Origin of the sequence: Photobacterium obscurum (genome assembly GCF_026191635.1) — a bacterium.
GTDB lineage: Bacteria > Pseudomonadota > Gammaproteobacteria > Enterobacterales > Vibrionaceae > Photobacterium > Photobacterium obscurum.
Map to the genome: position 1 here is coordinate 1 of NZ_JAKRRW010000008.1, position 18,485 is coordinate 18,485.

13 protein-coding genes and 5 tRNA genes are annotated in these 18,485 nt (G+C 49.4%); 11 read left to right on the plus strand and 7 right to left on the minus strand.

Translation table 11 applies throughout. From position 1 onward, the window contains the following. Positions 1-222, plus strand: a 222-nt coding sequence (locus MD588_RS11715; protein ID WP_265697457.1) for a hypothetical protein, incomplete at its 5' end; no start/stop codon positions are given. Between the two features lie 47 nt (positions 223-269). Here the strand turns inward: MD588_RS11715 and MD588_RS11720 are convergent. Next, on the minus strand, positions 270-1,499 hold the full coding sequence (locus tag MD588_RS11720) for an erythromycin esterase family protein (protein ID WP_265697459.1): 1,230 nt from the start codon (positions 1,497-1,499) through the stop codon (positions 270-272). Between the two features lie 248 nt (positions 1,500-1,747). Then, a complete protein-coding gene (ilvY, locus tag MD588_RS11725; RefSeq protein ID WP_265697460.1) occupies positions 1,748-2,638 on the minus strand; it encodes an HTH-type transcriptional activator IlvY in 891 nt (296 codons plus the stop codon). Positions 2,639-2,770: 132 nt separating this feature from the next. On the opposite strand from ilvY, the gene ilvC reads away from it, so the two are divergent. Beyond that, positions 2,771-4,255 (plus strand): ketol-acid reductoisomerase, encoded by a 1,485-nt coding sequence (gene ilvC, locus MD588_RS11730; protein WP_265697461.1) that lies wholly within the window; start codon positions 2,771-2,773, stop codon positions 4,253-4,255. A gap of 69 nt (positions 4,256-4,324) precedes the next feature. Here ilvC and ubiK read toward each other — a convergent pair whose 3' ends face one another. The 4 genes from ubiK to MD588_RS11750 all read right to left on the minus strand — a co-directional run bounded on the left by ubiK (position 4,325) and on the right by MD588_RS11750 (position 9,555). Continuing rightward, the gene (gene ubiK, locus MD588_RS11735) at positions 4,325-4,594 is read right to left on the minus strand and encodes a ubiquinone biosynthesis accessory factor UbiK (protein WP_265697462.1); all 270 of its coding nucleotides are present in this window, start codon (positions 4,592-4,594) and stop codon (positions 4,325-4,327) included. Positions 4,595-4,724: 130 nt separating this feature from the next. Next, positions 4,725-7,841: a multidrug efflux RND transporter permease subunit gene (locus MD588_RS11740; RefSeq protein ID WP_265697463.1), complete on the minus strand. Its 3,117-nt coding sequence runs from the start codon at positions 7,839-7,841 to the stop codon at positions 4,725-4,727. A gap of 12 nt (positions 7,842-7,853) precedes the next feature. After that, positions 7,854-8,960 carry an efflux RND transporter periplasmic adaptor subunit gene (locus MD588_RS11745; RefSeq protein ID WP_265697464.1) on the minus strand — a complete coding sequence of 369 codons (1,107 nt, stop codon included), beginning with the start codon at positions 8,958-8,960 and terminating at the stop codon, positions 7,854-7,856. Between the two features lie 28 nt (positions 8,961-8,988). Beyond that, the gene (locus MD588_RS11750) at positions 8,989-9,555 is read right to left on the minus strand and encodes a TetR/AcrR family transcriptional regulator (protein ID WP_265697465.1); all 567 of its coding nucleotides are present in this window, start codon (positions 9,553-9,555) and stop codon (positions 8,989-8,991) included. Between the two features lie 198 nt (positions 9,556-9,753). Here MD588_RS11750 and rep point away from each other — a divergent pair, with 198 nt between their 5' ends. Next, a complete protein-coding gene (rep, locus tag MD588_RS11755) occupies positions 9,754-11,769 on the plus strand; it encodes a DNA helicase Rep (protein ID WP_265697467.1) in 2,016 nt (671 codons plus the stop codon). 85 nt (positions 11,770-11,854) lie between these two features. On the opposite strand, the gene MD588_RS11760 is transcribed toward rep, so the two are convergent. Beyond that, positions 11,855-12,265, minus strand: a complete 411-nt coding sequence (locus MD588_RS11760) for a c-type cytochrome (RefSeq protein ID WP_265697468.1) — start codon at positions 12,263-12,265, stop codon at positions 11,855-11,857. A gap of 293 nt (positions 12,266-12,558) precedes the next feature. Here MD588_RS11760 and MD588_RS11765 point away from each other — a divergent pair. The 8 genes from MD588_RS11765 to MD588_RS11800 all read left to right on the plus strand — a co-directional run bounded on the left by MD588_RS11765 (position 12,559) and on the right by MD588_RS11800 (position 18,484). Then, positions 12,559-12,635 (plus strand) — tRNA-Arg (locus MD588_RS11765). A 30-nt stretch (positions 12,636-12,665) separates the two neighbouring features. Continuing rightward, positions 12,666-12,741 (plus strand) — tRNA-His (locus MD588_RS11770). Between the two features lie 68 nt (positions 12,742-12,809). After that, positions 12,810-12,886 (plus strand) — tRNA-Pro (locus tag MD588_RS11775). Positions 12,887-12,928: 42 nt separating this feature from the next. Beyond that, positions 12,929-13,004, plus strand: a tRNA-His gene (locus MD588_RS11780). A 69-nt stretch (positions 13,005-13,073) separates the two neighbouring features. After that, positions 13,074-13,150: transfer RNA gene (locus MD588_RS11785), tRNA-Pro, on the plus strand. Between the two features lie 879 nt (positions 13,151-14,029). Beyond that, positions 14,030-15,748, plus strand: coding sequence for a dipeptide ABC transporter ATP-binding protein (locus tag MD588_RS11790; protein WP_265697469.1), 1,719 nt, complete (start codon positions 14,030-14,032; stop codon positions 15,746-15,748). A 108-nt stretch (positions 15,749-15,856) separates the two neighbouring features. Continuing rightward, positions 15,857-17,416 (plus strand): ABC transporter substrate-binding protein, encoded by a 1,560-nt coding sequence (locus MD588_RS11795; protein ID WP_265697470.1) that lies wholly within the window; start codon positions 15,857-15,859, stop codon positions 17,414-17,416. A gap of 90 nt (positions 17,417-17,506) precedes the next feature. Next, positions 17,507-18,484, plus strand: a complete 978-nt coding sequence (locus tag MD588_RS11800) for an ABC transporter permease (protein WP_265697471.1) — start codon at positions 17,507-17,509, stop codon at positions 18,482-18,484. Position 18,485 lies beyond the last annotated feature (1 nt).

Genomic DNA, 18,485 nt, shown 5'->3' on the forward strand with positions numbered 1-18,485 from the left:
ACTAAACCCAAGCAGCAATGCTTGGGTTTTTTTATACCCGTTATTTATAGTTCGTCCTTCGAACGAGTGAGCCCCGGTCGTGTGCGACCCCATCCCTCCGCCACTTATACTAAGCCCAAGTCTTTCGACTCGGGCTTTTTTACGTTTGGAGTTATTGTTTTGCCTGTGGACGAAGGCGTTCTGCAGGCCTTCGCCATTCAGTCATTTCCCCACGATTTATGAATCACATAACAAGGCATTTCATTCTAGATCATTTGATACGTTACTCTTTACCATCTTGGTACAGCTGGCTCTTCCTCCGGGATGAACAAAATGCTGTCTATACCGTAAGGAATTCCATCAAAATAGCCCCCAACAGGTGAAGAGAGATCGATAAAGCTGTCGGGATATCCGTAAGTATAAAGTTGATGCTCCAATGAGCCATCTGGAAATTGGATGGCGATCTTTTCCGGGTGCCATTTGGATGTATCTGGAGTTTCGGCAGCGATATAGCCGGTGTAGCTGAGTTGAAGCATGCTGTAGGTTGAGATATCGGGGTAGTTTTTATGCGTCGCATCGATTACAGATGAGCCGTAGTAAGGTGTTGCGTGTATATTGTGAGCAAAGATCGCGATTTGACCGGGATTTTGGAACCATTCTTTTTGTAGCCAGTGAAGGTTCTCTGCGGACTGAGCATCGGTAATGTCGTGTGCAAAGTCGTGATGAATAAACTGGACTTGGGCCTTTAAGCTCTTGGTTATTTGCAGCCAGAATGACGCGTATTGACGGAACGGGCGTGGCTGATTTGGATTGTACGGCGGTATAGTTTCTAGTTGTTTTTGGGGTGTGAGTACCTCTTGCAGCTCTTCAAGCAATGGGAGCAGGTTGTCGTGATCCTGGGTGTTATATGGGTCGTTTGGGTAGTACCAGGAACACATTGCCTTCGGGGCCAGGGTTTTGATACTTTCAAAGTCGCTGATATAAAGGTTATTGCGGCTGAGGTAGTGCGCCAGCTCGTCAAACATTACACTGCAGCCGGGATCGCTGTTGATACGTGAATCATAGCCCGTGAGGATTAGCGGATCGCTTCCCTGCTGATCAACATCATTCACATAGTTAAAGAGATCTGCCATTTCCAGGCTCAGGCGATGTCCAAACATGTAGTTCGCATCAGGGCCAGTCACGGCATCCAGCAGTGTTTGTTCTTTGGTCAAATAATTTTGCCAGGCCACCAAGCCATCATAGAGGCCGGCCTCAACGGCTATCAGATCCAAGTTACTTTCCTGGTGCATCGCTTTTAGCATTCGCGCCCTTAGGCTGAACGCTTTTGAGCCTGAGTGGCTCATCTCGCCCAACCCTATCATGTCATAGCCTTTGGTGGCTGCAACAAATTCGGTTAAGTCAGAGTTGCCATAGTCAATATTGGTGCTTACGAGCGGATGAATCCCTGGGTTTTTGTCTGAATCTGATGAATTACATCCAACGAGCAAAGGCAATAGAAGCCAACTGAGTCTTTTCATTACAAGTCCTCCTTGATTTAATTCGTTGATATTAAAGAGATCCCTTGAAAGGAAAATGGTGCCGTAGCGCAAAATGTGAGCGTGGGGCGAATGAAGGAGGATAAATGCGATGAGGTTTGTGATCTTAAGAAAAGCGGAAATGAGGGTTACATAAGCGGTGATATCACCGCTTTATTTAGTGATAGATACAAAATCACAGGTATATCAGTGCGGGGGCTGCAAGCCTGCAACGCAGGAGAGAGAAGAACCTATTTGGGTGTGGGCTGATTGTCAATGATATCCCACAGAGCTTTGATCAGAGGGTTATCAAGCCGGGTACGCAGGCAACAGATTCCGAGCTTGAGTGGAGCGATGGGAGCCAGTTTGAGACGTTCAACCTTTTCTTTAACCGGGCTATTATCGATGACCACATCAGGTGCAATACCCACGCCACAGCCCAGTGCCACCATGCTGACAATTGCTTCATGACCGCCGACCTGGGCATAAATGTTGGGTTTGATTTTATTTTGCTTAAACCATTTGTCAGCGCGTTCTCTAGCTGAGCCAGATTCCGGAAGGATGAAAGGGATATGTGCCCAGTCAGGCGTTTCCGAGAAGCTTTTTTGCAAACCAGGTGGTGGGATGAGCGGCGCAATGACAGACATACTGACCTTGTCCAGTTCAAGAAAGGTGAGCTTGCCCGGCATCTGCTCGGGTAGGGCTGTAATGGCGATATCCGCTTCATCTTGCTGTATTTTTTCTACCGCCTGGGCCGGGTCTCCGGTGAGAAGCTGAATCTCAATCTGTGGGTAGAGTTGACGGAATTTGTTGAGGATCCCTGGTAGGTGGCTATAGCTGGCAGTAACGGAGCAAAAGAGCTTCAGCTTTCCTTTTAGTTGTTGTTCCTGTTGGTTGAGCTGCGCCTTGATATCTAGCCAGCTTGAGACTATTTGGGCGGCGACGGGAAGTAATGCTTGGCCAGCAGAGGTCAGTTCAACACTGCGGTTGTCGCGGATAAACACAGGTTGCCCGGTTTCTTCCTCCAGGCGCTGGATAATGCGACTCAGAGCCGATGGGCTGATATGCATGGCTTGTGCTGTCTGGCTAAAGCTTTTGGAGTCACACAAATGCAGAAATAGTTGCAGATTCTTTACGTTCATCGTCCATGTTGCACTTTTTGCAATGAGTTATTGTGAATATATCACTTTGCGCAACATAGTGCCTGATCTACTATCAGGTTATTCGACAGGCAGATGTCGACCCAAGGAAAAGAATTCACGGAGTTTGTAGTTATGGCTAATTATTTCAATACCCTAAACCTGCGCCAGCAGCTTGATCAGCTAGGTCGTTGTCGTTTTATGGATCGTGCTGAGTTCGCAACAGAAGCCGATTACCTGAAAGGCAAGAAGGTCGTTATCGTAGGTTGTGGTGCTCAGGGCCTTAACCAAGGCTTGAATATGCGTGATTCAGGTCTGGATGTTGCCTATGCACTACGTCAGGCTGCGATTGATGAGCAGCGTCAGTCGTTTAAGAATGCCAAAGAAAACGGTTTTGAAGTTGATAGCTACGAAAAGCTTATTCCGCAAGCAGATCTTGTGGTTAACCTAACCCCAGACAAACAGCACACCAATGTGGTTGAGACGGTAATGCCGCTGATGAAGCAAGGTGCGGCGCTAGGCTATTCGCATGGCTTCAATATTGTTGAAGAAGGCATGCAGATCCGTGATGATTTGACGGTTGTGATGGTTGCCCCTAAATGTCCGGGTACCGAGGTGCGTGAGGAATACAAGCGTGGCTTTGGTGTTCCTACCCTGATTGCAGTCCACCCAGAAAATGACCCGAAAGGTGAAGGCCTGGATATTGCCAAAGCTTGGGCTGCAGCAACAGGTGGTCACCGTGCCGGTGTGCTTGAGTCTTCGTTTGTTGCTGAAGTGAAGTCGGATCTAATGGGTGAGCAGACAATCCTATGTGGCATGCTGCAAGCTGGCTCGATTGTTTGTTATGAGAAAATGGTTGCCGAGGGTGTTGAACCTGCTTATGCCGGTAAACTTCTGCAATTTGGCTGGGAAACGATCACTGAGGCGCTGAAGTTTGGTGGTATCACTCATATGATGGATCGCCTCTCTAATCCGGCGAAAGTCAAAGCTTTTGAGCTATCTGAAGAGCTGAAGGAGCTGATGCGTCCACTGTATAACAAGCATATGGATGATATTATCACTGGCCACTTCTCAAGCACGATGATGGCTGACTGGGCTAATGATGATGCAAACCTATTGGGCTGGCGTGCCGAAACGGCAGAAACTGCTTTTGAAAACTATCCTGATTCAGATCTTCAGATTGAAGAGCAGGAATATTTTGATAACGGTATCCTGATGGTGGCAATGGTTCGTGCTGGGGTGGAATTGGCGTTTGAAGCCATGACGGCCTCTGGCATTATCGAAGAGTCGGCATACTATGAATCTCTGCATGAGCTACCGCTTATTGCAAACACGATCGCACGTAAGCGCCTGTATGAGATGAACGTGGTGATCTCTGATACCGCTGAATATGGCAACTACCTGTTTGCTAACGTCGCAACTCCTTTGCTGCGTGAGAAGTTCATGCCTTCTGTGGGTACTGATGTTATTGGCAAAGGCCTGGCTGAAACCAGCAATCAGGTAGATAACCAGCAGCTGATTGATGTGAACGAAGCGGTTCGCAATCACCCTGTTGAGTGGGTAGGCCAGGAACTTCGGGGTTACATGACAGACATGAAGCGCATCGCAGTCGGTGGCTAACTCCACAAGATAAATAAAAAGCCCGGCTAATGCCGGGCTTTTTGTTACCAGTTCAGTGCTGACGGTTGATTACGCTTCGCTATCTTTGTTGCTGTCAGTCAGCTTGCCTTCCAGCTCGCTCATCTTTTGTTCCAGTTCTGTTAGCTTCTGGCGCGTACGCAGCAGTACCTGAGTCTGTACATCAAACTCTTCGCGGCTTACGACGTCCAGTTTGCCAAGCTGTGCCTGAATTACCTGACGAACTTTCTGTTCAACATCATTGCCGAGCTCTTTGACAGGCTGAGGCATTGATTCATGGATCTGCTTTGCAACTTGCTCAAGCTTTTTTGGATCAAACATAGCTTAGTTAACTCCGTAACGGGATTTAATCTGTTGCGGTTATTTTATTCAAATCAACACGGGTTGTCGTCGGTGAATCGTGAAAATAAAAGAGGCCGCACATGGCGGCCTCTTTTACTTACGATTTCACTTAACAATCACGAGCTTTCAGAGCATTGCGTGCCTCATCAGCTCGCTTGAGCTTTTCCAGATCTTTGTCCTCGACAAAAATTGGCAGTGGCTTGTGGATGCTTGCCAAGTAAGTGTAGATAACTGGCAGCACAAACAAGGTAAAGATAGTACCGATCGCTAGGCCCGATACGATAACAATACCGATGCTGAAGCGCTGAGCCGCACCTGCACCTGTTGCGTAAAGCAGCGGGATCAGGCCGGCGATCATCGCCGCCGTTGTCATCAGGATCGGACGTAGACGTACTTTTGCCGCTTCCATAACGGCAGCCATACGATCTTTCTTGTGGTGTAACTGCTCTTCTTTGGCAACCTCACAGATCAAGATACCGTGCTTGGTGATAAGACCAATCAGGGTGATCAGGCCGACCTGAGAGTAGATGTTCATCGAGGCCGCACCCCAGGAAAGGGCAATCAATGCGCCACAGATAGCCAATGGTACCGATACCAGGATAACCAGCGGATCGCGTAGTGATTCGAACTGAATCGCCAGAACCAGGAAGATGATAGCCAGTGCCAGGGCAAAGGTCATGTACAGGGCATTACCTTCGGTAACGAACTGACGAGCCTCACCCATGAAGTCGTACTGATAACCGGCTGGTAGCTTGTTGGCTGCATCGGTCTGGAACCAGTTAATTGCCGTACCCATCGCCGTTCCTGGCGCAGGAACGGCACCAATGGTCGCTGAGTTTAGCTGGTTGAAGTGAGGCAGTGCACGAGGCTCTGCGACAACATCAATGGTGATCAGACTGCCCAGAGGGATAGCCTTACCGTCAGCGGCACGTACGTAGTAGCCTTTAATCGATTCAGGATTTAGGCGGTACTTACGTTCAACCTGAGGGATCACCTCGTAAGAGCGGCCGTTGAGGTCGATACGATTGACATAACCATCGGCCATCATAGTACTCAAGGTGATACCGATGTCCTGCATGGTCACACCGTAAGCGCCGGCTTTGTCTTTATCGATATTGATCTTCATGGTTGCCGAGTCGTAGTTCAGATCGAGATCGGAATAAACGAACATCGGGTTTGATTTCACATCGGTCAGAATGTCGGTCGCAACCTGGAACAGGCTTTCGAACTGGTTCGGCGTGGTGATAACAAACTGGATCGGCAGGCCTGAGCCCGCACCAGGAAGCTCTGGCATCTGGAATGCTGTCACAGCCATTTCAGGTACCTCTTTCACTTGTTCCGTTACACGCTTAACCACTTCAGCCTGGCTGGCTTCACGCTCACTCCAAGGAACCATAGAGGCAATACCAAACGCCTGGTTGGAGTTAGGTACCCCAGAGAAAACCTGAGCGAAAGCCACCTCAGGCTGATCAGTCAGCATCTGGTTGACCTTGGTCATGGTGTTCTCAATGTAGTCCAGGTTGGCATTAGATGGCGCAGTACCCATCATCATCAGAACGCCTTTATCCTCTGCGGGAGCCAGTTCACTCGGAATGAACTTGAACAGCATCGGTAGGCTGGTAAATACGATGATCGCAAAGACGATAACTACCGGACGCATTTTCATGATACCGCCAAGCATCTTCTCGTAGCGGTTGGTCATGCGGTCCAGGAAGTTATGAACAGACGTTTCAAACTTGCTTGGCTTTTCATTGGCCTTAAGCATTTTTGAACACATCATTGGCGACAGGGTCAGAGCGACAATACCTGAGACAAAAACGGCACCGGCCAAAGTCAGGGCAAACTCTTTGAACAGTGAGCCAGTGATCCCGCCCATCATTGCGATTGGTGCATATACGGCACCCAGCGTCAGGGTCATTGCGATAACCGGTACGGCAATTTCGCGTGTACCGATAATCGCAGCACGAAATGGCGATTCACCCAGCTTGAGGTGACGGTCGACGTTCTCCAAGACTACGATGGCATCATCAACCACCAAGCCGATGGCCAGTACCATTGCCAGCAGGGTCATCAAGTTCCAGGAGAAACCAAAGGCTTGCATGACCATCGCTACACCAATCAGAGATAGCGGAATAGTGATGATTGGAATGATAACCGCACGGAACGAGCCCAGGAACAGGGTGATCACAACCAGTACGATCAGTGCCGCTTCAGCGATAGTCTTGATAACTTCGTTGATCGACTCATTGATAGCGATGGTCGAATCGTACATCACGTTCATCTTGATATTGCTTGGCATGTTACGTTCAAGTTCAGGTAACAGTTCAAGTATATCGGCCGCGATGTTGATTGGGTTGGCACTCGGTGCCGCATTGATCGCTGCAACAACCGCTTCTTCACCATTGGCTGAGGCGCGGTAGATATCATGGCTCTTTTCTAGGGTGACTTTGGCGATATCACCGAGGCGGATAACCTGGCCTTCCTTGGTGGAAACAACCAGTTTTTCCAGATCGTCGGTACTTGATACCTGGGTGTCGGCCGTACCGTTATACAGCACAAATTCACCCACAGCCTGACCTGTTGCGGACTGATAGTTGTTAGCGTTTAGAACGCCCATAACATCTGTTGCAGTTAGGTTGTAGGCAGCCATTTTCGATGGATCTAGCCATACGCGAAGCGCGTATTTCATACCACCGTAGAGATCGACCTTGGAGACACCGTTTACCGTGAAGAACTGCGGGTTGATCACACGCTCAAGGTAATCGGTGATCTGGCTTGATGCCAGTTCGTCACTGGTAAAGCCGATGTACATAACCGCGGTTGTCGAACCTGTTGACATCGTTACTGTCGGGTCTTCGGCTTCTTTCGGTAGTTGAGAACGCACCGAGTTGGTTTTGGCCAGAATATCAGCCAACGCCGCATTCGGATCGGTATTGAGCTTCATTGTCACCGTTATGGTGGATGAGCCTAGTACCGACGACGAGGTCATGAAGTCGATATTATCAGCCTGGGCGATGGCCTGTTCCAGTGGCTGGGTGATAAAGCCCTGGATCAGGTCGGCACTTGCCCCGTAGTAACTGGTTGATACCGTTACTACGGTGTTCGTCATATCGGGGTATTCCCGTACCTGCATCTTGAAGATAGCCTGCAGGCCGAGCAGGGCAATCAGAAAGCTGATTGATACCGCCAGGACAGGACGTTTTATAAAAACATCAGTAAAGCGCATTAATCCTCCGGATTACAGCATTGGTGTTTCTGCTGGCGCCTGAAGTGCATCGCTTTCAACAATATGCACTTTAGCGTCATTACTCAGACGAACCTGACCCGATGTGACAACGGTATCACCGGCCTTCACACCGTCAAGAATGTGGACGATATCTCCCTTACGCTCACCTGTTTTAACAACAGACTGGCGAACGCGTAGATCACCGTTGTCGTCTTTGTTTACTAGGTAGACATTGTCACCATAAAGAGTGAAGGTGATTGCAGTCTGTGGCAGGGTGATCTGGTTTTCCAGTGTCGGCAGAATGATGTGCGCACGGGCAAACATACCGCTACGTAGCTGGCCTTCGTTATTCGGGATATCAGCTTGTACCTGAACGAGACCGCTCTGGTAGTTTACTGCCGGTTCAATCGCGCTGATTTTGCCGCTGAACGGTGTTTCAGGGTAAGCATCAACAAAGATTTCGACATCCTGACCGAGGTGGATATCAGAAATATCGGTTTGCGGTACCGTGAAACGCAGCTTCATCAGGGTGGTATCTTCAAGGCGAACAATATCGTCGCTCGGCTGGATGTACTGACCCAGGAAGACATTACGCAGGCCGACCACACCATCGAACGGTGCTTGGATCATACGGCGGTCAATGGTTGCCTTCAGGCTTTCAATATCTGCCGATAGTGAAAAATAAGATGCTTCGGCATCGTCAAAGGCTTCTTTGGAGATAGAACCTTTCTTATATAGGCCCTGGTAGCGGATATACTTGGCTTTGGCTGCCGGCAGGCGTGCCTCGGCACTTTTCAGGTTGGCAAGCTCGACCTCAGAGTCAAGGCTAACCAGCAGCTGCCCTTTCTTTACTGCTGCACCTGATTCGAAATCAATGTCGTTGATCACACCAGAGACTTCTGACGTGATGGTTACCCCCTGATTCGGCTCGATAAAGCCGATAGCTTCAATCGCCGGGATCCAATTAGTCTGCTGGGTCTCCAGTACGGTGACCGGGAACTCGGGCTCAGGCATGTTCGCCATGTATTGTGCTATTCCTCTCTGTTTCATTATGTTGAAACCAATCACACTGCCGAACAGCAGTAGCGCGAGAAATAACATCACTATCCATTTTTTCATTTTGTGGTGTGCTCCGGAATTACTAATGTTAATGCTGTGTAATGGCATCCCAACAGGCTTCGATCGCTGCATCTAGTGCATCGTCGCTAACTGTGAAGACACCGTTAACATGTTTGCGAGCTAAGCAACCGCTTGGCTCAAGGCTTAAAACACTTAAAATTTCATTATCGAGTTGTTTGAACAGGCCGCAGGCTTTCCCTTCATCAAACAGCTGGTTGACCTTGGCAAATAGCTTTTGTTCAAGCAGGTGTTGTTCCTGACCTTGGCGGCGTGGCAGGTTTTCAAACTGGCCACGGTTGATCAGTGGCGCATCTTCTTGATTTGCCATCTCCCAGATATTTAGCCACATGGTACGAAAGCGTTTTTTCAGAGGCATCTCATCAGACACGCCCTGAGTAATTTTGTTCGCTACATGGCTTAAAATATGATCGTGAAGCTGGTGGAGGAGGTCGTCTTTATCTTCAAAGTAGCGATAAATGGTTCCTGCCGCGACGCCAGCTTCCTTGGCCACCATCTGCATGGAGATACCGTGGAAGCCATACATTGCCAGCAGCTTTTCTGTTGCTTGCAATATGCGTTTTTTCTTATCACTCATAAAGGTCACAAATGTAAAAAAAGGTAATGAATGAATGTTCATTCATTATTCTAGGGGGTGCATTTTTTTGTGCAAGTGTTTTCTTAACCTAGAAAGGTTGTGGCAGTGAATATTCGAGGGTGAATAGACATGTGACAGGAACCCGCTACAATGCGCCTGCTGACCTCTAGATGATCAAAAACGACACAGGATACGCTGATGAAACTGAACCCAAGGCAAACCGAAGCGGTAAATTACGTCGCTGGACCGTGTTTAGTGCTGGCTGGTGCCGGCTCGGGCAAAACCCGGGTAATTACCAACAAAATCGCGTACCTGGTCCAACATTGCGGCTATAAAGCCCGCAATATTGCGGCTCTGACATTTACCAACAAAGCGGCGCGTGAGATGAAAGAGCGTGTCGGGCAGACATTGGGGCGTCAGGAGTCCAAAGGCCTGATGGTCTCTACTTTCCACACCTTGGGGCTGAATATTATCCGCCGGGAATATAAGGTGCTGGGCCTAAAGGCCAGCTTTTCTCTGTTTGATGATCAGGACCAGATGGCACTGCTGAAAGAGCTGACCGAGGCAGAAATTGACGGTGACAAAGACTTACTCAAGCAGTTGCTGTCGACGATTTCTAACTGGAAAAATGACATGCTGTCGCCGGGCGAAGCCATGGCGTACGCGAAATCAGAAAAGGATCAGCTATTTGCTCACTGTTACGATATGTACCAGAAGCAGATGAAAGCCTATAACGCCCTCGACTTTGATGATCTGATCCTGATGCCAGTACTGTTGCTACGGGACAACCAGGAGGTGCGTCAGCGTTGGCAGAACCGAATTCGCTACTTACTGGTGGATGAATATCAGGATACCAATACCAGCCAGTACCTGTTTGTGAAGCTGCTGGTGGGTGAGCGATCGCGCTTTACCGTGGTTGGAGACGATGATCAGTCGATCTATTCTTGGCGTGGCGCCCAGCCGGAGAATCTGGGCTTGCTAAACAAAGATTTCCCCTCTCTGCGGGTGATTAAGCTGGAGCAGAACTACCGCTCGACCAGTCGGATCCTGCGTACCGCCAATATCTTGATTGCCAATAACCCGCACTTGTTCGACAAGGCGTTGTTTTCCGAGATCCCTGATGGTGAGATGCTCAAGGTTATTACTGCCAAGAATGAAGAGCATGAAGCGGAGAAGGTGGTGGGGGAGCTGATTGCCCATCGCTTCCTTAATAATACCGCCTACAAGGATTATGCGATTTTGTATCGTGGTAACCATCAGTCACGGCTGTTTGAAAAAGCCCTGATGCAAAACCGGATCCCTTACAAAATCTCCGGTGGTACCTCGTTCTTCTCGCGGGCTGAAATCAAAGACATCATGGCGTACCTGCGATTGCTGACCAACCTTGATGACGATAATGCCTTCCTGCGCATCGTGAACACACCGCGTCGCGAGATTGGCCCGGTAACGCTGGAAAAACTCGGTACCTATGCCAATATGCGAGGCAAAAGTCTGTTTGCCGCCAGTTTCGAGCTGGGGTTGGAACAGCACTTGAGCGGGCGGGGGTTGGAGTCGTTGCAACGCTTTACCCGCTGGGTGGTGGAGTTGTCTGATAATGCCGAGCGCGGCGATACGGTCGCAGCGGTTCGCCAGTTGGTACGTGATATCAACTATGAAGACTGGTTGTACGAAAGCTCTCCGAGTCCGAAGGCGGCCGAGATGCGAATGAAGAACGTTTCTGATCTCTATAGTTGGATCACTGCCGACCTGGAAGGGGATAACTATGATCAGGAAGAGAAGACCCTGAAAGAGGTGGTACAGCGACTGACACTGCGCGATATGATGGAGCGCGGTGAAGATGATGATGACGCCGATCAGGTTCAGTTGATGACATTGCATGCTTCAAAAGGTTTGGAGTTTCCTTATGTCTACCTGATTGGCACCGAGGAAGGTATCTTGCCGCACCAGACCAGCATTGACGAAGACAATGTCGAGGAAGAGCGCCGTCTGGCGTATGTAGGCATAACCCGAGCCCAGAAAGAGCTGACCTTTACCCTGTGTAAAGAGCGCCGCCAGTTTGGTGAATTGCTGAAGCCGGAGCCGAGCCGCTTCCTGTATGAACTTCCCCAGGATGATCTGGAGTGGGAGGCTGATAAGAAACCGGTCACCCAGCAAGAGCGAATGCAGAAAGGCCAGGCACATATTGCCAATATCCGGGCGCTGTTTAAGAAATAGGTTTTAAAAAAGGGTTGATGCGTAGGCATCAACCCTTTTCATTTTCTAGCTTCTAGCTTCTAGCTTCTAGCTTCTAGCTTCTAGCTTAAAGCCCTTCAATCATGTGGTTGATGGCCGCGATAATTTCGTCATCACTACAGTCCATACAGGATCCTTTGGCAGGCATCGCGTTGAAGCCGTTGATGGCGTGATCCGCCAGGACATCGTTACCCTTGGCAAGACGAGGCTCCCAGTCGGTGGCATCTCCTTTTTTCGGTGCGCCCATAACGCCAGAGCCGTGACAGGCTGCACAGAAGGTGCCGTATACGGTGTCGCCGCTACGCGGGCCTGCAGCAACCGCTGGCGTGGCAGGGGCATCACCTTCTAGATATACAGAGCCCACAGGCTTAATTCTTTCTGCAATAGCTTCGTCTGACATATCGGCGGCCAAAGCAGAGCCGGCAAAGGTCATTGCTGCTACTGCGGCTACCATTAGTTGTCGAAGAGATAATTCCATTGAGCTCACCTTACACTTCCAAAATTTTATGTGCGATTGCCACAGTCGTCTTGCTTGAGTTGTTGTTAATCGTACTGTTGAGACAAGGCAGTGATTATTTACAGATTGTTTAAATTGTAACAACTAAGTGATTATATCCGCTAAATTTGCAGTGATAAACTAGGGGGCTGTATTTGTATGATACGAATCAACAGTTATTTGTTTATATTTAAAGCGAACGATAAAAAAAATAAAAAAAAGACTAGACGAGGGGCGGCCTGATCCGTAATATTCACCTCCGCCGATAGGGCAAGGCGCCCGTAGCTCAGCTGGATAGAGCGTTGGCCTCCGGAGCCAAAGGTCGAAGGTTCGAATCCTTTCGGGCGCGCCATTCCGGATTAAATATTGGCAAAAAATAGTGGTGGCTATAGCTCAGTTGGTAGAGCCCTGGATTGTGATTCCGGTGGTCGCGAGTTCGAATCTCGTTAGCCACCCCATTATTCGGTAACTTAGGTTCCCAGTTTTGATTTATTTCGAAACGAAACGTTCTTACAAAGAACATTGTCGGTGAATAGCGCAGCTTGGTAGCGCATCTGGTTTGGGACCAGAGGGTCGGGGGTTCGAATCCCTCTTCACCGACCACTATTTCAATAATCGCCAAGGCGATTATATAAAAAGTTAGTGGTGGCTATAGCTCAGTTGGTAGAGCCCTGGATTGTGATTCCGGTGGTCGCGAGTTCGAATCTCGTTAGCCACCCCATTAACTCGGTAACCAAGTTTACTCAGTAGATGAGGTTTCCCATTTTGATTGTTCAAAATAAAACTTAGTCGGTGAATAGCGCAGCTTGGTAGCGCATCTGGTTTGGGACCAGAGGGTCGGGGGTTCGAATCCCTCTTCACCGACCACTTTAAGAAAGCCTGCTCAACGAGCAGGTTTTTTTTCGTCTGGAGAAAATCGCAACAAGGTGCCAGTTATCTCCTTCCCTTGTATTAAAGCGAGTGAATAGTCCCGCTGGGTAGCGTGCATCAACCCTTGCTCTGAGCAAAGGCGGACGAGAGGGGGAGGGAGGCCTGAAACCCTCAAACCGTTTCTTCAGCGACGACTTTACGAAAACCTGCTCAATGAGCAGGTTTTTTTTCGTCTGGAGAAAATAGCGAGCTAATGAGTATGTTCTGCTTTAGGTACTTCGATGGATAAGTTGCGTTGCTTGGTAGTGTATCGCTCTGGCTCTGAGCTGAGTAAAAAGGCTAGATCGTGCGGGTTAGATTAGCTCCTCAAAAATGCACATTAGGTTCCCTTTTCCTCTACAGCTAAATGATCAGCTCTTAATTAGTGTGATCAACTGCAAGATTGGCTTGTTTACAGTCTGCTGTCTGGGTTTACCCAAAAAGGGTGACTTTTAACACTGAGTTTATGGCTTTTCCTGGGTTTTTGTTTAATGAATGTTAAGGGGTTAGTTTGTGTGTCTGAGGATTTATTCATCGCTGGTTTTGGGGTTGTAATAGCTTATAACCAGACTTTTAGCTTGATGTGCTGATAAATAAAGGGCTTTGCATTGTTGCAAGCTAAGTTGAAGTATTAGCTTGTTTGCTTTTTGAATAGTCTTGAGTGATTATTTATTCGAATATTATTCAATATTGCAGTTTTTCAGCTTGTTTTGTTGATTTTCTGTGAAATCTTTGCCAAATTGTCTGCTGAACATATATTCAGCAATTTGTGCTGATTGTGAAGGGATTCAATTTTTCAGACAGGGCAGAACGCTGCCAAGCAGTTGGGGTCTGGTAATGGCATTATTAGAAGTTAAAAATCTCCGTATTGAATATCCATCTCGTCATGGTATTCATGCCGCCGTGAAATCACTGTCGTTTTCTATTGAACGAGGTGAGATTGTCGGTGTGGTTGGAGAATCAGGGGCCGGTAAATCGACGGTAGGGAATGCCGTGATTGATCTACTGAGCCCGCCGGGACAAATCGCCAGCGGCGATGTCTATCTCGACGGCGAGAAAATATCAGGCTTATCTCCTGAGCAGATGCGGCAAGTACGCGGGTCAAAAATCGGGTTTATTTTCCAGGATCCGATGACTTCGCTCAATCCGCTGTTTACGGTTGAGCAGCAGCTGACCGAAACGATTTTGACCAACCTGGATGTTAGCAAGGAAGAAGCTTATTCCCGTGCGCTGAGCTTGATGGAGCAAGTGGGGATCCCTCAGCCAGAGCTGCGGATTAAACAGTATCCTCATCAGTTTTCAGGAGGGATGCGTCAGCGGGTGGTGATTGCGATTGCCTTGGCTGGCGAACCGGATCTTATTATCGCCGATGAACCGACCACCGCGCTGGATGTTTCTATTCAGGATCAGATCCTCAACCTTATCCGCGAGCTGTGCGTCAAGAAAAACGTCGGTTGTATGTTGGTCACCCACGATATGGGTGTCGTGTCCAATGTGACGGATCGTGTTGCGGTTATGTATCGCGGGGATCTGGTTGAAATTGGTACCACAGAGCAGGTACTTGGTCAGCCTAACCATGCATATACCCAGAGTTTGATTTCGGCCGTACCGCGTTCGGATATTAAGCTGAAGCGATTCCCGCTGGTCAGCTATATCGAAGAGGCACAGGAAATGAGCCAGCTGGATGTGAAAAATCACTGGCTGGGTCAAAGCGAGGATCAGCGTAGCTATACCGGTGCGCTGCTGCAGGTTGAGAATGTCAATTTGCGCTTTATTACCAAGAACTCATTCTTTGAAAGCCGGCGCGAGTACGTGCAGGCGTCCAATAATGTCAGCTTTGAAATCTTCGAAGGCGAGACCTTCGGCCTGGTTGGTGAGTCCGGTTCGGGTAAATCAACCATTGCTCGGGTGATTGCGGGGCTGTACCCGCCTAATTCCGGCAAGGTAGTGTTTGAAGGTATCGATATGACGGCACTGAAAACAGAAGCCCAGCGCCGCCCGCTGCGTCGCCAGATGCAGATGGTATTCCAGAATCCATATTCATCCATGAACCCACGGATGAAAATTGCAGATATTATTGCCGAGCCGATCCGCTTCCATAAGCTGACAGAAAACGAAGCCCAGACCCGCCAGATTGTGAATGACCTTCTGGATCACGTTGGGCTTGGCCGAGCGGCTGCAGTGAAATATCCCCATGAATTCTCCGGTGGTCAACGCCAGCGTATTTCTATCGCCCGCGCATTGGCAACCCGTCCGCGTTTGTTGATTTGTGATGAGCCAACGTCGGCGCTGGATGTATCGGTACAGGCGCAAATACTTAACCTGCTGAAGGATCTGCAGGATGAGCTCAACCTTACCATGCTATTTATCAGCCACGACTTACCGGTTATTCGTCAGATGTGTGACCGTATTGGTGTTATGCAGATGGGGACTCTGCTGGAAGTTTCACCTACCGAACAGCTGTTCACATCACCGCAGCATGAGTACAGCAAACAACTTATATCGCTGATGCCCGAGTTCAAGGGCATGAGCCAGGAAGGATTGAAGTTAGCTTAACCCCTGTTATTCCTGCGAGCAGGCAGTAACAGGGCTGGTATTAAAACAACCTATAACAAGCAAACACAACAGCAAGGGAGTTATCTCCCCGCATAAAGGAGCTATGCAATGAAAACCATCAAGACCAAGCTGGCAGTCGCTTTAATGGCCGCAGGCCTCAGTTTTAGTGCCGCTGCCGCCGACATCAAAGTTGCCTACGATGCCGATCCTGTCTCACTTGATCCGCATGAGCAGCTATCTGGTGGTACGCTGCAAATGTCACATATGGTCTTTGACCCATTGGTCCGTTATACCCAGGAACTGGATTTCGAGCCGCGTCTGGCCGAGAGCTGGGAGCGTGTCGATGCCAATACCTTCCGCTTTAAGCTGCGTCAGGGAGTGAAATTCCACTCTGGTAATGAGCTGACGGCCGATGACGTTGTCTGGACATTCAAGCGTTTGAAAGACTCACCGGACTTTAAAGCCATCTTTGAACCGTACACCGATCTGAAGAAGGTGGATAATTATACGGTTGAGCTGATCTCGAAAGGCCCTTACCCGCTGGTACTGCAGACAGCAACCTACATTTTCCCGATGGACAGCAAGTTCTACTCCGGCAAGACGGCAGACGGCAAAGACAAGGCTGAGCTGGTCAAGCATGGTAACTCGTTTGCCTCGACCAATGTATCTGGTACCGGTCCTTTCATCGTGACTGAGCGTGAGCAGGGCGTGAAGGTCGAGTTCCAGCGCTTTGCTGATTACTGGGACAAAGAATCAAAAGGTAACGTCGACAAGCTGACGCTGGTACCGATCAAAGAAGATGCGACCCGAGTTGCCGCACTGCTGTCTGGCGGTGTCGACATGATTGCACCGGTTGCACCGAACGATCACAAGCGTGTTCAACAAGCCAAGGGCATTGATCTGGTGACCCTGCCGGGCACCCGTATCATCACCTTCCAGATGAACCAGAGCAGCAACGAAGCGCTGAAGGACGTACGTGTTCGTCAGGCGATTGTCCATGCTATCAACAACGAAGGTATCGTCAAGAAAATCATGAAAGGCTTCGCGACAGCGGCAGGCCAGCAAGGTCCTTCGGGCTATGCCGGCTATAGTGACGAGCTGGTTCCGCGCTACGACGTGAAAAAAGCCAAGCAGCTGATGAAGGAAGCCGGTTACGAGAAGGGCTTCAAGCTTACCATGATGGCACCGAACAACCGCTACGTGAACGATGCCAAGGTGGCACAGGCCGCTGCGGCGATGCTGTCGAAGATCGGCATCAAGGTCGACCTGAAGACCCTGCCAAAAGCACAGTACTGGCCTGAATTTGATGTATGTGCGGCAGACATGATGATGATCGGCTGGCACTCGGATACCGAAGATTCGGCGAACTTCTCGGAATTCCTAACCATGACCCGCAATGAGGAAACCGGTAAAGGCCAGTATAACTGTGGCCATTACTCGAATGCGGAAGTCGACAAGCTGGTTGAGGCTTCTAACGTAGAAACCGATCCGGCGAAGCGTGCCCAGATCCTGCAGAAGGTTGAGGCAACACTGTATAACGAGGCTGCGTTTGTTCCTCTGCACTGGCAAAACCTAGCATGGGGCGCGAGCTCGAGCCTGCAGATCAAACCTATTGTGAATGCGATGAACTTCCCGTACTTCGGCGATCTGGTTGTTGAAGGCAAGTAAGTAGGAATGTTGGCTGATTGAACAGCCAATAGTATTCAGTGCCGGAACGGTTTCCGGCACTGATTTTCAGGATGATAAAAGGGGCAAGGAATGTTTACGTTTCTGGTCAAGCGCCTGTTTCAGGCACTGATAGTGATGTTTGTGATCAGTCTGGTGGCGTTTGCCATTCAGGACAACCTGGGTGACCCATTGCGAGAGCTGGTGGGCCAGTCGGTATCAGAAGCTGAACGTCAACAATTGCGTGATGATCTGGGCCTGAACGACCCGTTTGTGACTAAATACAGCCGTTTTCTCGGCAATGCGCTGCAGGGAGACTTGGGAACCTCATACTTCTTCAAGCGTCCGGCGGCAGAAGTGATCCTCGACAAGCTGGTGGCAACATTGGAGCTGGTCTTCGGGGCAACGCTCATTATTATCGTGGTGTCGATACCACTCGGGGTCTATTCCGCTATCCACCCCAATAGCCTGTTTACCAAAATCGTGATGGCCTTCAGTAGTATCGGGATCTCCATTCCGGTATTCCTGACAGCGATCATGCTGATGTATGTGTTCTCGATTGAACTCGGCTGGCTGCCTTCTTACGGACGGGGAGAAACCTATAACCTCCTTGGCTGGGAGTCGGGCTACTTTACCCTCGATGGCCTAAGGCATTTGGTGCTACCGTGTATTGCCCTCGCATCGATTATGCTGCCGTTGTTTATTCGTTTGGTACGTTCTGAAATGCTGGAAGTTCTGAGCTCGGAATACATCAAGTTCGCCAAGGCAAAAGGCTTGGCGATGAACAAAATTTATTATCAACATGCGCTTAAAAATACCATGCTGCCGGTACTGACCGTCGGTGGCGTGCAGATCGGGACCATGGTGGCCTATACCATCCTGACCGAAACGGTATTTCAATGGCCGGGCACCGGGTTCCTGTTTCTGGAAGCGATCAACCGGGTCGATACCCCGCTGATCACCGCCTACGTCATTTTTGTCGGCCTGATTTTCGTTGTAACCAATACCATTGTTGACCTGCTGTACGGCCTGGTTAACCCGACCGTAAACCTGACTGGCAAGGGAGAGTAAG

Coding starts and splice junctions, on each gene's coding strand:
- MD588_RS11720 (WP_265697459.1), bottom strand. CDS start 1,499: ATGAAAAGACTCAGTTGGCTTCTATTGCCTTTGCTCGTTGGATGTAAT.
- ilvY (WP_265697460.1), bottom strand. CDS start 2,638: ATGAACGTAAAGAATCTGCAACTATTTCTGCATTTGTGTGACTCCAAA.
- ilvC (WP_265697461.1), top strand. CDS start 2,771: ATGGCTAATTATTTCAATACCCTAAACCTGCGCCAGCAGCTTGATCAG.
- ubiK (WP_265697462.1), bottom strand. CDS start 4,594: ATGTTTGATCCAAAAAAGCTTGAGCAAGTTGCAAAGCAGATCCATGAA.
- MD588_RS11740 (WP_265697463.1), bottom strand. CDS start 7,841: ATGCGCTTTACTGATGTTTTTATAAAACGTCCTGTCCTGGCGGTATCA.
- MD588_RS11745 (WP_265697464.1), bottom strand. CDS start 8,960: ATGAAAAAATGGATAGTGATGTTATTTCTCGCGCTACTGCTGTTCGGC.
- MD588_RS11750 (WP_265697465.1), bottom strand. CDS start 9,555: ATGAGTGATAAGAAAAAACGCATATTGCAAGCAACAGAAAAGCTGCTG.
- rep (WP_265697467.1), top strand. CDS start 9,754: ATGAAACTGAACCCAAGGCAAACCGAAGCGGTAAATTACGTCGCTGGA.
- MD588_RS11760 (WP_265697468.1), bottom strand. CDS start 12,265: ATGGAATTATCTCTTCGACAACTAATGGTAGCCGCAGTAGCAGCAATG.
- MD588_RS11790 (WP_265697469.1), top strand. CDS start 14,030: ATGGCATTATTAGAAGTTAAAAATCTCCGTATTGAATATCCATCTCGT.
- MD588_RS11795 (WP_265697470.1), top strand. CDS start 15,857: ATGAAAACCATCAAGACCAAGCTGGCAGTCGCTTTAATGGCCGCAGGC.
- MD588_RS11800 (WP_265697471.1), top strand. CDS start 17,507: ATGTTTACGTTTCTGGTCAAGCGCCTGTTTCAGGCACTGATAGTGATG.